The organism is Nocardia sp. NPDC004722, assembly GCF_053601505.1.
This window is the reverse complement of the sequence record NZ_JBSGBY010000006.1, coordinates 1-15,428: the sequence shown is the minus strand read 5'-3', so window position 1 is coordinate 15,428 and position 15,428 is coordinate 1. Positions and strand designations below refer to the sequence as shown.

Genomic DNA, 15,428 nt, shown 5'->3' with positions numbered 1-15,428 from the left:
ATCGGCGCACCGTCAGGGGTTTTCAGCGGGTGGTGACCTCGTGCCAGAGGTCGGCGTCGTTGCGCTGACGCAGCTTGCTGATCCCGAACACCACGGCGGCCACGACAACGATCGTGAGAAGGAATTTCATGCTTCCCACCCTACGTGGCGGAGTCTTGACGAACAAACATAGGACTCCTATGGTTCATGGCATGACGATCCCCGCCCCCGCCGGATACACCTACGACAGCGCGGAACTCGCGCCCTCGCCCCTCTCGCTCGACGACCTCGCCGAACTCCAGCGCTCGCTGCTGTGGAGCCCCGACGATGCCGCCGCCCTGCGCCGCGCCGGGGAAATCCTTGTGCCGCAGACCGATCGGATCCTCGACGTCTGGTACGGATTCGTCGGCGCGAACAGCCATCTGGTCGCCACCTTCGCCGGAGCCGACGGACAGCCCGATCCGGCCTACCTGGCCGCCGTGCGCGCCCGGTTCGGGCAGTGGATCGCGGACGTGTGCACCCGCGAGTACGACGCGAATTGGCTGGCCTACCAAGAGGAGATCGCGCGGCGGCACCACACCTCCGGCAAGAACCGCACCGACGGGGTGGACTCCCCCGCCACCCACATCCCGCTGCGGCACCTGCTCGCGCTCATCGTCCCGATCACCGTCACCATCCGCGACTTCCTCGCCGCCACCGGCGCACCCGCGTCCGAGGTCGACGTCATGTATCACGCCTGGTTCAAGGCGATCACCCTGTCGGCGACACTCTGGGCCAGGCCGTACAGTCCTGACCTGTGGTGAACGCGGGAGACGGCGAAGTATCGGAGAAGGTGGTCGCGGCGCTGGACCGGATCGCCCGCGGCGTCCGCGCCCACCGCCAGGCCATCGCCTCCCGCACCGGCCTCACTCCCCTGCAACTGGAACTGCTGCGGACCCTCGCCGAGGGTCCGCCGCCGGAACCCCTCACCGGCCTGCTGGCCACCGAACTCGGCGTCAGCCAGCCCACGGTGTCGGATTCGCTGCTGGCCCTGGAACGCAAGGGTCACGTCGCCCGGCAGCCCGCGCCGGGCGATCGGCGGCGCAGCGCCATCGTCCTCACCGGTGCGGGCGCCGAACTGGCCGCCGAGATCCGGTCCGCGGACGAGGTGCTGCGGGCCTGTGTCGCGGAACTGCCCAGCGCCGACCAGGATCGAACGCTCGCGACACTGCTCGACCTCATCGGCGGTCTCCTGCACGCCGGTGTGGTGCAGGTGGCCCGCACCTGCACCACCTGCCGGTTCTATCGGCCGGGTGCGTCCGGCACCGCCCACTGCGAACTCCTGCGTCAGCCACTCCCCCCGCGCGACCTCCGCGTCAACTGCCCCGAACACCAACCGGCGGCCGACTGAGCACGGGGTTTGACCTGGGCCAACTCCGACATGTACCTTCGTGCAGGTCCGGGGCCTTAGCTCAATTGGCAGAGCACTGCCTTTGCAAGGCAGGGGTTAGGGGTTCGATTCCCCTAGGCTCCACAATGAAAACCGCAGGTTGATACACAGCCTGCGGTTTTTTTCATGCCCGGAATGCCTTCCTTGATCTTGCGACCGGATCCGGGCAACAAAAAAGCCCCCCGGAATTCCGAGAGGCGTTTTCGATCTATTGGGTGGGCCTAGGAGGACTTGAACCTCCGACCTCTTCGTTATCAGCGAAGCGCTCTAACCGCCTGAGCTATAGGCCCTAGTGGGTGTTCGAAGTTGTGTAACTCGAACGAGGCAGAAGATTACCGTACCCAACCGTTGATAACCAAAACGGCCGGTCAGCGACCTGCTGAGGCAGACCGGACCGGCCGTCGAGGCGGATCGAAACAGCGGTTTCTAGTCGGGGTCGGCCAGGGTCACCTGGATGCCGCCGACCAGATCGGTGCACTGGTTGTAGACGAAGACGCCGACGGTCGACAACGCGGTCAGCAGGACCACATTGATCAGGCCGATGACGCCCGCGTAGCCGAAGACCGCGCCCGCGTCGATGAGCGACGAGGAGCTGTCCGAGCTGGAATCGGTGAAGGTGGAGACGGTGGAGTTCAAGCGCTCCCACACGCCCATGCCCTCGAGCACCAGGTACAGCAGGCCGACCGCCAGCATCCACACGAAGAACATGGCCACGCTGATCACCAGCGAGACCTTCAGCGTGGACCACGGATCGATGTGGCGCAGCTGCACGGTGGCGCGCAGCGGCTCACCGGTGGCCGCCGCCTGCGCGACCGCCGCGGGGGCGGACGGCGAGACCGGACCGGCCGGCGCGATCGGCTCCGGCGGCGGCAACGGGTGCCGCAGCTCGGACAGATCGGGCAGATCTTTGACCAGTTCCGGGCGGGCGATGCTGCGGGTCGGTCCGTCGATGCCGACGGACTTCACCATGGCCGCCTCCTTGCGGGCCGCCTTGGCCGCCAGGTCCGCGGTGGTGCGGGCATTGGAGACGCCCGCGTTCAGGCCACCGCCGGAGAGGCCGCCGCCGCTGCCCTTGAGGCTGCCGGTGCTGCCCGGGGTCGGGGCCTGGCCCGGCCGGTACAGGTTGGACTGCGGCTCCCGCTGCGGCAGCTGCGACCAACCCTCCTGGAACGGCGAACCGCCCTGGGCGTCCGCGGATTCCGACGTGGCGGCTGCCGAATTGTTACCTTCCGGCCCGAAATCATCGGACTGGTCCGACAATTCGGGAGATTGCGGCGCACCGCCATCGATCCCGCCGGTGCGCGGAATTGGCCGCGGCGGAATCGGGGACGGGGCGATTCTCTCGGTCACGCCATTGGCATGACCGCGCTGGTCATTCGGCTGATTCGTGGTCAATGGTGAATCCTTCGATCCGTTTGTGCCGCCGCTGCTGTGGTGAAACTACTGCTTCGCCGAACCGCTGGTGTCATCTTCGGCAACCTGGTCGGGCTCATCCGCGTTCCGAGCGATCGCGAGCAAAATATCGCCCTCGCCCAGGTTCATCAACCGCACACCCTTGGTTTGGCGACCGGCCTTGCGAACCTGGTGCGCCAGCGTGCGAATGACGCCACCGCCCGAGGTGATGGCATACAGCTCATCCTCGTCGTTGACGATGAGCGCACCGACAAGACTGCCACGCTTCTCGTCGTACTGGATCGTCAGCACACCCTTGCCGCCGCGACCCTGAGCCGTGTACTCGTCGATGGCCGTGCGCTTGGAGTACCCACCCGCGGTCGCGACAAGCAGATAGATGCCTTCTTCGTCGCGAACCACATTGAGCGACAACAGTTCATCGTCGGCATTGAAGCGCATGCCCTGCACGCCGGAGGTGGCGCGGCCCATCGGGCGCAGCACCTCGTCATTGGCGGAGAAGCGGATGGACTGGCCGTGCGCGGAGACGAGCAGCAGATCGTCCTCGGCCGAACACAGTGCCGCACCGACCAATTCGTCCTCATCGCGCAGATTGACCGCCACGATGCCGCCGGTGCGGTTGGAGTCGAAATCGGTCAGCTTGGACTTCTTGACCAGGCCCTTGCGGGTGGCCAGCACCAGGTAGGGCGCATCCTCGTAGGACTTGATCTGGATGACCTGGGCGATCTTCTCGTCCGGCTGGAAGGCCAGCAGGTTGGCCACGTGCTGACCGCGCGCGGTGCGGTTGGCCTCCGGCAGCTCGTACGCCTTGGCCCGGTACACCCGGCCCTTGTTGGTGAAGAACAGCAGCCAGTCGTGGGTCGAGGTGATGAAGAAGTGCTTGACGATGTCGTCCTGCTTGAGACCCGCGCCCTGCACGCCCTTGCCGCCGCGCTTCTGCGAACGGTAGAGGTCGGTCTTGGTGCGCTTGGCGTAGCCGGTCTCGGTGATCGTCACGACCACGTCCTCGCGGGCGATCAGATCCTCGTCCTGCACGTCGCCGTCGGCCGCGATGATCTTGGTGCGGCGCTCGTCGCCGTACTTGTCGACGATCTCGGCCAATTCGTCACGGACGATGGCGCGCTGCCGCTCCGGCTTGGCCAGAATGTCGTTCAAATCCGCGATCTCGGCCTCGATCTTGGCCAACTCGTCGAGGATCTTCTGCCGCTCCAGGGCCGAGAGGCGACGCAGCTGCATGTCGAGGATGGCGGTCGCCTGGATCTCGTCGATCTCCAGCAACTGCATCAGGCCGGTGCGCGCGGTCTCGGTGTCGGCCGAACGGCGGATCAACGCGATCACGGCATCCAGCTGATCGAGCGCCTTCACCAAGCCGCGCAGGATGTGGGCCCGCTCCTCGGCCTTGCGCAGCAGGTAGCGGGTACGCCGGACGATGACTTCCAACTGGTGATTCACATACAGCCGGATCATCTGATCCAGGCGCAGCGTCCGCGGCACCTTGTCGACGATCGAGAGCATGTTGCAGCCGAAGGACGTCTGCAGCTGGGTGTGCTTGTAGAGGTTGTTCAGCACGACCTTGGCGATGGCGTCGCGCTTCACCGTCACGACGATGCGCAGACCCACGCGGTCCGAGGACTCGTCGTGGATGTCGGAGACGCCCGCGATCTTGCCGTCCTTGACCTGCTCGGCGATCGCGTTGATGAAGTTGTCCGTATTGACCTGGTACGGCAGCTCGGTGATGACAATCGTGGTGCGACCCCGGTTGTCCTCTTCGATCTCCACCACACCGCGCATGCGGACCGAACCGCGACCGGTGGTGTAGGCGTCGATGATGCCCTGGGTGCCCACGATGAGGCCCGCGGTCGGGAAGTCCGGGCCCTTCACGCGCTCGATGCACGCGGCGAGGGTGGTCTCCTCGTCGGCGTCGTGATTGTCCAGCGCCCAGTAGATGGCCTCGGCCAGCTCGTTCAGGTTGTGCGGCGGGATATTCGTCGCCATACCGACGGCAATACCGTTGGAGCCGTTCATGAGCAGGGCGGGCACCCGGCTCGGCAGAACGGTCGGCTCCTGCGTCTTACCGTCGTAGTTCGGGATGAAATCGACCGTCTCGTGGTCGATCTCGCGCAGCATCTCCATCGCCAGCGGCGTCAGACGGCACTCCGTGTAACGCATGGCGGCCGCGCCGTCATTACCGCGCGAACCGAAGTTGCCCTGACCGTCGACCAGCGGGTAGCGCAGCGCCCACGGCTGCGCCATGCGCACCAAGGTGTCGTAGATCGCGGTGTCACCATGCGGGTGGTAGTTACCCATGGTGTCGGCGACGGGGCGCGCGGACTTCACGTAGCCGCGGTCCGGGCGGTAGCCGTTGTCGTACATCGCGTACAGGATTCGCCGGTGCACCGGCTTCAGGCCGTCGCGCACCTCGGGCAGCGCGCGGCCCACGATCACGCTCATCGCGTAATCGATGTAGGAGTTCTGCATCTCCTGCTGGATGTCGACCGGCTCGATGCGGTCGCCACCCGAAGGCGGAAGCGAAGTCTCAGTCATAGATAGGTCTCCGTCAGAAGTAGTGGGTGGTCCTCGCGGCGCGCAGCGAAGGCCCGAAAGGGCCTCCGCCGTCGCGAATTACACGTCGAGGAACCGGACGTCCTTGGCGTTCCGAGTGATGAAGCTGCGCCGAGCCTCCACGTCCTCACCCATGAGGATCGAGAACAGCTCGTCCGCGGCAGCCGCGTCGTCCAGCGTCACCAGACGCAGCACGCGCACGCTCGGATCCATCGTGGTCTCCCACAGCTCCTTGGGGTTCATCTCGCCGAGACCCTTGTAGCGCTGGATGCCGTCGTCCTTGTTGATCTTCTTGCCGGCCGCCAGGCCGCGCTCCAGCAGCCCGTCGCGCTCCTTGTCGGAGTAGGCGAACTCCGGCTCGGACCGCTGCCACTTCAGCTTGTACAGCGGCGGCATGGCCAGATACACGTGACCGTGCTCGACCAGCGGGCGCATGAAGCGGAACAGCAGGGTGAGCAGCAGCGTCGAGATGTGCTGGCCGTCCACGTCGGCGTCGGCCATCAGCACGATCTTGTGATACCGCAGCTTGGCGATATCGAACTCGTCGTGGATGCCGGTGCCGAAAGCCGTGATGATGGACTGGACTTCGGTGTTCTTCAGCACGCGGTCGATGCGCGCCTTCTCGACGTTGATGATCTTTCCGCGCAGCGGCAGGATCGCCTGGTACATCGAGTCACGGCCCGACTTGGCCGAGCCACCGGCGGAGTCACCCTCCACGATGTAGATCTCGGACTTGCTCGGATCCTTCGACCGGCAGTCGGCCAGCTTGCCCGGCAGGCCGCCCAGATCGGTGGCGGACTTGCGCCGCACCAACTCTCGCGCCTTACGGGCGGCGACGCGAGCCTGCGCCGACGAAACCGCCTTCTGCACAATCGTCTTGGCGTCGGCCGGGTTCGCCTCGAACCAGTGCGAGATGTGCTCGTTGCAGGTGCGCTGGACGAACGACTTCACCTCGGTATTGCCGAGCTTGGTCTTGGTCTGGCCCTCGAACTGCGGGTCGGCGATCTTCACGCTCACGATGGCGGCGAGACCCTCACGGATGTCGTCACCGGTGAGGTTCTGATCCTTCTCCTTGAGCAGCTTCTTGTCCTTCGCGTACTTGTTCACCACCGTGGTGAGCGCCGCGCGGAAGCCCTCTTCGTGGGTACCACCCTCGTGGGTGTTGATGGTGTTGGCGAAGGTGTGGACAGACTCGGAGTAACCGGAGTTCCACTGCATCGCGACCTCGACCTCGTGGCCGGTGCCCTTACCGGTGAACGACACGATCGAGTTGTGGATCGGCGTCTTGGTCCGGTTGATGTGCTTGACGTAATCCTCGAGCCCGCCCGGGTAGTGGTAGGTGCGGGTCTTGATCTTCGGCGCGGCGGCCGGGGCATTCTCGTCGAGATGCTTGGGCGCCTCGGCGGTTTCGCTGACCACCTCGTCGATGACGTCGTTCTCGGCCACCCGCTGATCGGTCAGCGTGATGGTGAGGCCCTTGTTCAGGAACGCCATCTCCTGCAGGCGGCGCGCCACCGTCTCGAAGCTGAAGGTGGTGGTCTCGAAGATCTCCGGGTCCGGCCAGAACCGGATGGTGGTACCGGTGCGCTTGGTCGCGCCACCCTGCACCAGCTTGCCCGGCTTGGAGTCCTTGTACTCCTGGGTCCAGTGGTAACCGTCGGTGTCCACATCCGCCTCGAGGCGGGTGGACAGCGCGTTCACCACGGAGATGCCGACACCGTGCAGACCGCCGGAGACGGCGTACGACTCGCCGTCGAACTTGCCACCGGCGTGCAGCTGGGTCATGACCACCTCGATGGTGGGCACACCCTGGGCGTGCATGGCGACCGGGATACCGCGGCCGTCGTCGACGACCTCGACACCGCCGTCATCCAGCAGCGTGACATCCACCCGCGAGGCGTATCCGGCCATCGCCTCGTCGACCGAGTTGTCGACGACCTCCCAGATCAGGTGGTGCAGGCCGCGCTCACCGGTGGAACCGATGTACATACCGGGCCGTTTGCGGACGGCTTCGAGCCCCTCGAGAACGGTGATGGATTCTGCACCGTAGTTCGACGGCTTGCCGTTCTTCGGCGGGGTCGAGCCTTCTGCGTTGGAGTCCATGGCAGCCACTGGTGGGTAGCTCTCCTTACTTGCTGATCCTCCCGGCACAGTGCGGTGGCACGCGTGAGGCCGTCAGACACTGTCTGCTCGAGCTCCAGACTGTGTCTGCTCGAGAATTACGGGGGCTCACGCGCGGGCGCTGCGGAACGCGCCGGGAGATATCGCCGCTAGTTACTCCCCCATCCTACTGGTACGACCGACAGAGAACCCACCTATGACACCCCTGAGTGGGCCGTAGGGTCATGAAATCGAGCGTCGATATGTCTGGTCATAGGCCCCGGGGGTCCGGAGAGCTTCAGCGGGCGATGCGCGGGCGGCCTCCGGAGTGTTTGCGCGAGGGTTCTCAACGATCTCCGGTCACGTTCCACGTGAAACCAAGATCTACCCGTAGGTGTCGCGCGGACCTCGGCCTTTGACGTGCCGATCGCCGTGCCGCCAGCTCGGCGCGGTCGGGCCGTTGATCTTGAGTTGCTTGACCACGCCGTTGCCGACCGCCGCGGCGATCTTGGCCAGGATCTGCGATTGGAACATGCGCAGCTGTGTCGCCCAGGCCGTCGACTCAGCCTGGATGCTCAGGATTCCGTTCTCCAGGGAGATCGGCGTGGCATGCGAGGCGATGTCCTCACCTACGACCGCCGCCCAACGGCCGAAGACCGTGCCCTCGGCGACCTTGCCGGACCAGCCACGGCCCTTGGCCAGCTGCATGGCCAGCGACGAAAGAGTCTGTGGATCACGCTCGTCCGGATGCGCACCCGACCAGCCGGTGCGGCGACGCAGCGACCGGACACCGCCCTTACGCGGGGAAGCGCGGCCCTGGCCTACGGATTTACCGGCCGCCCGGGCCGCCGCTCGTGCTTCCTCGAGTGCGCGCCGGGCCAGGTCGACGCCGCGCAACTCGGGTTCTTGATCCGTGGGCCCGGAGTTCCCTTGGGGAGTATTGCGGTCGTCGGCTTCCGGCGGCTCACCGATCGCTTCCGGCGGCAGAGCCATCCACAACTCCTTCCACACTGGGGAATCGCGATGCTGGCTAATCCCGAATGATCACCTTCGGTTCGTCACGTGATTCTGCCGCATCGCACCGACCAACTCACGCCGCGATCCGGGACGCGCGGTGATCCGCCTCCCCCGTGGTCTCCACGCGCAGCGGCACCGCCTCGAGTTCGGCGGGCACATCCTCCGGCACGGCGGCCGTGATGAAGACCTGCTCGGCTCCCGCGGCCACGGCCGCCAGCGCGGTGCGACGACGGCGATCCAGTTCGGCGAACACGTCATCGAGGATCAGCACCGGATCGGATCCGGCCGTGCGCAGCAGTTCGAACGCGCCCAGCCGCAGCGCCAGCGCGTAGGACCAGGATTCACCATGGCTCGCGAAACCCTTGGCCGGAGCCGAACCCAGCATCAGCTCCAGATCGTCACGATGCGGGCCGACCAGACACACCCCGCGTTCGAGTTCCTTCGTGCGAGCGGCGGCCAACTCCCGCAGCAGGATTGCTTCCAGCACCGATTCGTCCTCAGGCTGTGGAGAACGCGCGGGATCGAGCAACTCCGGCGGCAAACTCGCAGATCGGTAACCGATTGTGGCGGGCCGGGATTCGGGAGCGATACCTGAATAAGCCTGTGCAAGATGTGGATAAAGCTCGTGCACCAGTCGCAGTCGCTGCGCCAGCAACACCGCGCCGTGCGCGGCCAGATGCCCGTCCCACACGTCGAGGGTGCCCATCTCCGCGCCCCGATTGCCCGAACGGGCATTGCGCCCAGCGGTTTTCAACAGGGCCGAGCGCTGCCGCAACACCTTGTCGTAGTCCGCGCGCACCCCGGCCAGCCGCGGCAATCGGGCCGTGGCCAGCTCATCCAGGAAGCGTCGGCGCTCGCCCGGATCCCCGCGCACCAGCGACAGATCCTCCGGAGCGAACAACACCGTCTGCAGGATCCCCAGGATCTCCCGAGGCCGCCGCACCGGCGAACGATTGATCTGCGCGCGATTGGCGGTGCCCTGATTGAGCTCCATATCCACCCGCAGCTCGCGACCGGTGTTGACCACCGTCGCCCCGATCCGCGCCTTGGGTGCACCGATCCTGATGAGGGGTGCGTCGGCCGCCACCCGGTGTGAACCGAGTGTGGACAAGTAGCCGACGGCCTCGATCAGATTGGTCTTGCCGTTCCCATTGGAACCCAGGAAAACCGTTCTACCGGGCGAAAGGTCGAGCTCGGCCGCCTCCCAGGAACGGAAATCGCGCAGCGACAGCGCACGCACGTGCATCGCGTCAGTTCACCACGCGTGTCGCGTTTTTCACAGGTTTGTCAACACTGTGCACAGGTGTGGACTCCGGTGTGCGATCAGCCCGGCAACCGCACCGGCATCAGCAGGTAGATGTAGCTGCCCGACAATGCCGAGAAGGCACCCGACTCCAGCTGGGTGGGCTCCTCCTCCGGAGCGGGCAGGAAGACCGCCGGACGGCTGGGAGTGGTGAACCCGAAGGTCACCTTGTCCGAATGCGCGGCCGAGAGGCCATCGAGCAGATAGCCGGGGTTGAAGGCGATGGTCAGCGGCTCACCGCGGAAATCGGCCTCCAGCCACTCCTCGGCGCGACCGGCGTCGTCACCGCCGGCGGAGAGCAGCAGGCCCTCCTCGGAGAACTCCAGCCGCACCTGGGCGCCGCGCTCGGCCACCAGGGCCACGCGCTTGATGGCCTCGGTCAGCGCGCTCACCGCGATGGTCGCCAGGGAGGTGTGCTCCTTGGGGAGCAGCTGACGGAACTTGGGGAATTCGGCATCGAGCAGACGCGTGGTGGTGCGGCGGCCGCCGTTCACGATGCCGAGCAGACCGTCGGTGCCCGTACCGAAGGCCAGCTGTACCGGCTGATCGGACGCACCAAGGGTTTTCGCGGCCTCGGACAGGGTGCGGGCCGGAACCAGCACCGCGGTCTCCACGTCGGCGCGTCCGGGCTGCCATTCCAGCTCGCGCACGGCGAGACGGAAACGGTCGGTCGCGGCCAGGACCACCTTGGGGCCCTCGATCTCGACGCGGATGCCGGTGAGCATGGGGAGCGTGTCATCGCGCCCGGCGGCCACGGCCACCTGTGACACGGCAGCGGAGAACAGATCCACCCCGAGTTCACCGGTCTGGGGAGGAAGCTCGGGAAGCTGGGGGTAATCCTCGACGGGCATGGTCGGCAGCGAGAACTTGGCACTGCCACAGGCGATCAGCACGCGGGTGCCGTCCACCGACACATCGACCGGCTTGTTGGACAGCGCCTTGGTGATATCGGCCAGCAGGCGGCCCGACACCAGCACCTGACCCGGACCGGCGACCTCGGCGGCCACCCGCATCTGCGCGGAGACCTCGTAGTCGAAGCCGGAGACCGTCAGGCCATCCTCGTCGGCCACGAGAAGCACGCCACCGAGCACAGGGACCGGAGGCCGCGACGGCAGGCTACGGGCCACCCAGGCAACGGATTCGGCGAAGTCCTCGCGAGCGACCCGAAACTTCATGCTTGCAAGCTCCATCGCCCGGTCTGTCCTCTCCCAGTGACTTCGGTGAACTCTGCGGATTGCTGAATGCGCCGCCCACCCAGTCTGGCACGGGGGACTGACAGAGAACCGTACCCGCGTGAGCCCCGACAACCAACGCCGACCCTCCGGGGCATCCGATGCGCCGGAATCCTGCCGCCCCTCTTCTCCTTGCCATCCGATCGGGTGTGGAGGAGCTCCCCTCGGACCGTGTCCCCCCAACCCGAGTTTCCACACACCCTGTTTTAGAAGAGCCTTCTCTAGATGAATAACTGAAGTAGTAGTAGGTCCTGTTAGTTCTGTGGACTTCGCCCGTTTACGCAGGTGGGGCCCGGCGGCGGCGTGTGGATGTCGTCGGGGTGGCTCGAGGATGAACAGCGGGTGGCTGTGGAGTCGATCCGCTACTCCACATTGCTCCTCGAGTCATCCTCGAGTTGCTCCCCGATTCCAGCCCCTGCTGCTCACATCTGAGCGAAACCGGGGACAACTCGAGGATTCCTCGAGGAGCTGACATGGATTCCTCGAGGAATCCACAAGGGCTCGAGCGCATCCGGGCTGGTCAGCCCTCGAGGATGAATCCACCTGTGGGAACTGTGCACTACCACCTGTGCACCACTGTGAGCAGTGACCTGGGGGCAAACCCGTGGACAACAGTGGGATTCCTCGAGGAATCCCCAACCCATCCTCGAGGACTCCTCGAGGAATCCACACCCCGGAAAACGAAAGACCCCCACGTCAGGAGACGTGGGGGCCTGTGGACTGTGGATCAGCGCGAACGCTGTTTAATCCGGGCTGTGAGTTCTTGAACCTGGTCGTACACGCGACGCCGCTCGGTCATCTCCTTGCGCACCTTCTTGTCCGCGTACATGACCGTCGTGTGGTCGCGGCCGAAAGCCTGACCGATCTTGGGTAGCGATAGGTCCGTCAGTTCCCGGCACAGATACATCGCGATCTGCCGGGCCTGCGCCAACGGCCGGGCCTTACCCGGACCGGTCAGCTCCTCCAGCGTGGTGTTGAAGTACTCCGCGGTCACGGCCATGATCGTGGACGCCGTGATCTCCATCGTGGTGGAGTCCGGCATCAGATCCCGCAGCACCACCTCGGCCAGCGAGAGATCCAGCGGCTGACCGTTGAGCGAGGCGAACGCCGTCACCCGGATCAGCGCGCCCTCCAGTTCGCGGATATTGCGCTCCACCCGGCTGGCGATGAGTTCCAGCACGTCGTGCGGCACATCCAGGCGATCCATCCGCGCCTTCTTGCGCAGGATCGCGATGCGGGTCTCCAGCTCCGGCGGCTGCACATCGGTGATCAGACCCCACTCGAACCGGGTCCGCAGCCGCTCCTCCAGCGTCGCCAGCTGCTTGGGCGGGCGATCCGAGGACACCACGATCTGCTTGTTGGCGTTGTGCAGGGTGTTGAAGGTGTGGAAGAACTCCTCCTGGATGCCTTCCTTGCCCTCGATGAACTGGATGTCGTCGACCAGCAGGATGTCGGTCTCGCGGTAGCGGCGCTTGAACGCCACCTTCCGGTCGTCACGCAGCGAGTTGATGAAGTCGTTGGTGAATTCCTCGGTGGACACGTACTTCACCCGCATGCCCGGGAACAGCCGCTGCGCGTAGTGCCCGGCCGCGTGCAGCAGGTGCGTCTTGCCCAAACCCGAAGCGCCCCAGACGAACAACGGGTTGTAGGCCCGGGCCGGAGCCTCCGCGATGGCGACGGCGGCCGCGTGCGCGAAGCGATTGGAGGCGCCGATGACGAAGGTGTCGAACGTGTACTTGGCGTTCAGGCTCGCCGAACCCGACTGCGCGGGCGCGGGCTCACGCTCGGGCGGGCGGTTGAAATAGGTCGGCCACGAATTGCGGACATTGACCACCGGCTCGTCGTCGTGGGTCTCGTCCACCGGTCGGCGCGCGGCCGGTTCGTCGGAATACCGTTGCGGTTCGTCGTAGCGTTGCGGTTCGTCGTAGCGCTGGGGCTCGTCCGAATAACGCTGCGGCTCCTCGGCGTACCGCTGGGGTTCCTCGGCGTAGCGCTGCGGTGCGGGCCGGGCCGGTTCGTCGTCGGGCTCCGGGGAGAACAGCGACTCCTGTCCCGGCGGCATGGACGCGCCGCGATGGTTGTCCCGCCGTCGCGGCGGCGCCTGCGGCTCTCCCGCCGCCATCGGACGCTCCGGAGCCGCCGTCGGCAACTCCTCGGCCATCTGCGGCTGGCCGAATTCCACAGGTGGATAAGCATCCCGGTCGTCGTACTCGGCCGGGTAGTCCTGGGGAGGAAGGTAGCGCGCCGGCGCGTACTCCTGGGGCGCCTGGTACAGCTGCTGTGGACGCTCGGCGGGCGGTGGTTCGGGCGCGTAGGCGGGCGGCGCGGGCTCGGCCTCGCGCGGGCGTTCCGGCCGCGAGGTCATGCGCGCGTGCCGCGGAGCATTGCCCGAGCGACCGGCCGGCGGATTCTGTTGTGCGCGAATGCGCACGCCCAGGCCCTCGACCTGGAGTCCACGGCGGGCCAGCGAGCGCAGAATGAGTTCCCGCAGGTCACGCTCGACCGTGACCTGCGCCATCGTGCCCGGCACCGAGAGCAGAGCGAATCCCTGCGCGAAAGTGATGGGTTCGATAGTGTTCAGCCACGCCTTGTGCGCCTTGCTGACCGGCTGGATCTCCCCGTCCGCGGAACCGCTCGCCAGCTCGGCGATCACCTCCGGCCAGACAGCCGTCAGCACATTCTGCTCGTCGTCCACGAACGTAGTCCTCCCCGGAAATAGGTCGACAGAAGCAGACGGTCTGCGCTGCTCGGCTCCCCCAGTAACCGGGCGTCGGCGAGGTACCGTCGGCCCTACGAATATGCCACTCCAGGGGTCTTTCCACACAATTATCCACAGATGTGGAAAACCTGGGGATACACGCGACCGCGTGTCTGATTCCCCGAATCTGGCGCGTACCTGCGGGTTCACAGCTATCAGCTGGCAAAGTCAACCGCGGTCGCAACGGGGGTACCGTCGAAGGCCTGGAAAGGACCGTACACGACCCCTGCCCCGGGACACGAACCCCCAGCAAGCGCCACGCGGAACGATCGATCCAGTCTGCAAATCGGGCCTCTACCCCCGAGTTTGACCCTCGTCCAGGGGGTAAGTACCCTTCTACAGTCACCCTATGGTGCGGTGGCGGCTGTCTGCTGCCCGTGCCGACAAGGGTATTGCGCCGAAGGACTCCCGTTCTTCGAGAGCACGTTTCACCGAACAGACTTCGGGCGTCACCAGACGTCCACCACTTAGAGGAGTGTTGACCGTGGCCAAGGGCAAGCGGACGTTCCAGCCGAACAACCGTCGTCGGGCGCGCGTCCACGGCTTCCGTCTCCGGATGCGCACCCGTGCGGGCCGCGCCATCGTGTCGGCGCGCCGTGGCAAGGGCCGCGCCAAGCTGACTGCCTGATTCGGTAATCCCGGATGCGGCGTCGTATGAGCGCTTCGCCGTCCGGTCTCCGGTCCCCCTTCCGCCCGCACTCCGCTGGATGCTCAGGTGCTGCCTGAGCCCTACCGGCTGCACCGGCGCACCGACTTTTCCCGGACGGTGCGCCAGGGCCGGCGGATCGGGAGACGGGACCTCGTTGTGCACGTTCTGCTACACGACGATGAACAAGCCAGCGGACCGATTCCACCCGTGCGGGTGGGCGGTCCGCGTTTCGGCTTGATCGTCAGCAAGGCGGTGGGTCCGGCGGTGGTACGCCACCGGGTGGCCCGCCGCCTGCGTCATATCTGCGCAAGCCTGACGGCCGAATTGCCCGGGGGCGCAGACGTTGTCATTCGCGCCCTGCCCGGTGCCGCCGACGCGCCCTCCGAAGAACTGCTGCGGCAGTTGCGGAGCGGGCTGCGCAAGTTGGGCGCCGACTCGAAGTCGATAGTGGGCACCGACTCGTGAACGCGCTGCGCGCGGCTGCCCGCTTCCCGGCCAAAGCTCTGATATTCCTCATCGAGCTGTATCGGACCTATATCTCCCCCACCCGCATGCCGACGTGCCGCTTCACTCCTACCTGTAGTGAGTACGCGGTGACGGCGTTGCGCACCCGCGGACTGTTCGTCGGTTCAGGACTGGCAGCCGTCCGATTGGCGAAATGTGCGCCCTGGCACCCTGGTGGGTGGGACCCCGTTCCGGAGCGTAAGCACCGGCACGCGGCATCAGCTTGTGAAGGGTCATCGCCCGCGGTGACCGGCGATACGAACGACGGGAGTGCATAGAGCCGTGCTCGACTTCATCTATTACCCGGTGTCGGCCATTCTGTGGTTCTGGCACCAGGCATTCGGGTATGTGCTGGGCAAGAACAGCGGATTCGCCTGGGCACTGGCCGTGGTGTTCCTGGTGTTCACGCTCCGGCTCGTGCTCTACAAGCCGTTCGTGAAGCAGGTCCGCACGACCCGGCAGATGCAGGAACTGCAGCCACAGAT

At 66.0% G+C, this 15,428-nt stretch carries 13 protein-coding genes, 2 tRNA genes and 1 pseudogene; 7 read left to right on the top strand and 9 right to left on the bottom strand.

Annotated elements, in window-relative coordinates; translation table 11 throughout:
- Positions 1-22 precede the first annotated feature (22 nt).
- Positions 23-130, bottom strand: coding sequence for a DLW-39 family protein (locus ACWELQ_RS01965; protein ID WP_452395152.1), 108 nt, complete (start codon positions 128-130; stop codon positions 23-25).
- Positions 131-191: 61 nt separating this feature from the next.
- On the opposite strand from ACWELQ_RS01965, the gene ACWELQ_RS01960 reads away from it, so the two are divergent.
- From ACWELQ_RS01960 to ACWELQ_RS01950, 3 genes are all read left to right on the top strand, one after another.
- On the top strand, positions 192-782 hold the full coding sequence (locus tag ACWELQ_RS01960) for a protoglobin domain-containing protein (RefSeq protein ID WP_452395151.1): 591 nt from the start codon (positions 192-194) through the stop codon (positions 780-782).
- Entirely contained in the window at positions 776-1,369 is a 594-nt protein-coding gene (locus ACWELQ_RS01955) for a MarR family winged helix-turn-helix transcriptional regulator (protein ID WP_452395150.1), read from the top strand. The genes ACWELQ_RS01960 and ACWELQ_RS01955 overlap by 7 nt, the downstream gene beginning before the upstream one ends.
- A gap of 50 nt (positions 1,370-1,419) precedes the next feature.
- Positions 1,420-1,492: transfer RNA gene (locus ACWELQ_RS01950), tRNA-Ala, on the top strand.
- 132 nt (positions 1,493-1,624) lie between these two features.
- Here ACWELQ_RS01950 and ACWELQ_RS01945 read toward each other — a convergent pair.
- From ACWELQ_RS01945 to dnaA, 8 genes are all read right to left on the bottom strand, one after another.
- A tRNA-Ile gene (locus tag ACWELQ_RS01945) sits at positions 1,625-1,698 on the bottom strand.
- Positions 1,699-1,834: 136 nt separating this feature from the next.
- Positions 1,835-2,758: a DUF3566 domain-containing protein gene (locus tag ACWELQ_RS01940; protein WP_452395149.1), complete on the bottom strand. Its 924-nt coding sequence runs from the start codon at positions 2,756-2,758 to the stop codon at positions 1,835-1,837.
- A 90-nt stretch (positions 2,759-2,848) separates the two neighbouring features.
- Entirely contained in the window at positions 2,849-5,362 is a 2,514-nt protein-coding gene (gene gyrA, locus ACWELQ_RS01935; RefSeq protein WP_452395148.1) for a DNA gyrase subunit A, read from the bottom strand.
- A gap of 78 nt (positions 5,363-5,440) precedes the next feature.
- Positions 5,441-7,483: a DNA topoisomerase (ATP-hydrolyzing) subunit B gene (gene gyrB, locus ACWELQ_RS01930; protein ID WP_452395147.1), complete on the bottom strand. Its 2,043-nt coding sequence runs from the start codon at positions 7,481-7,483 to the stop codon at positions 5,441-5,443.
- A gap of 381 nt (positions 7,484-7,864) precedes the next feature.
- The gene (locus tag ACWELQ_RS01925) at positions 7,865-8,473 is read right to left on the bottom strand and encodes a DUF721 family protein (RefSeq protein WP_452395146.1); all 609 of its coding nucleotides are present in this window, start codon (positions 8,471-8,473) and stop codon (positions 7,865-7,867) included.
- A 97-nt stretch (positions 8,474-8,570) separates the two neighbouring features.
- Complete coding sequence (gene recF, locus ACWELQ_RS01920; protein ID WP_452395145.1) at positions 8,571-9,743, bottom strand: DNA replication/repair protein RecF; 1,173 nt, start codon at positions 9,741-9,743, stop codon at positions 8,571-8,573.
- A 77-nt stretch (positions 9,744-9,820) separates the two neighbouring features.
- Positions 9,821-10,990, bottom strand: a complete 1,170-nt coding sequence (gene dnaN / locus ACWELQ_RS01915; protein WP_452395144.1) for a DNA polymerase III subunit beta — start codon at positions 10,988-10,990, stop codon at positions 9,821-9,823.
- A 769-nt stretch (positions 10,991-11,759) separates the two neighbouring features.
- Positions 11,760-13,727 (bottom strand): chromosomal replication initiator protein DnaA, encoded by a 1,968-nt coding sequence (dnaA, locus tag ACWELQ_RS01910; protein WP_452395143.1) that lies wholly within the window; start codon positions 13,725-13,727, stop codon positions 11,760-11,762.
- 547 nt (positions 13,728-14,274) lie between these two features.
- Between dnaA and rpmH the strand changes: the two genes are divergently transcribed.
- From rpmH to ACWELQ_RS01890, 4 genes and pseudogenes are all read left to right on the top strand, one after another.
- The gene (gene rpmH / locus ACWELQ_RS01905; protein ID WP_033085250.1) at positions 14,275-14,418 is read left to right on the top strand and encodes a 50S ribosomal protein L34; all 144 of its coding nucleotides are present in this window, start codon (positions 14,275-14,277) and stop codon (positions 14,416-14,418) included.
- 87 nt (positions 14,419-14,505) lie between these two features.
- A complete protein-coding gene (gene rnpA, locus ACWELQ_RS01900; RefSeq protein ID WP_452395142.1) occupies positions 14,506-14,904 on the top strand; it encodes a ribonuclease P protein component in 399 nt (132 codons plus the stop codon).
- Positions 14,901-15,221 (top strand): membrane protein insertion efficiency factor YidD, encoded by a 321-nt coding sequence (gene yidD, locus ACWELQ_RS01895; protein ID WP_452395141.1) that lies wholly within the window; start codon positions 14,901-14,903, stop codon positions 15,219-15,221. Before rnpA ends, yidD begins: the two co-directional genes overlap by 4 nt.
- Before the next feature lie 4 nt (positions 15,222-15,225).
- Positions 15,226-15,428, top strand: a pseudogene (locus tag ACWELQ_RS01890) (membrane protein insertase YidC); the annotation flags it as partial.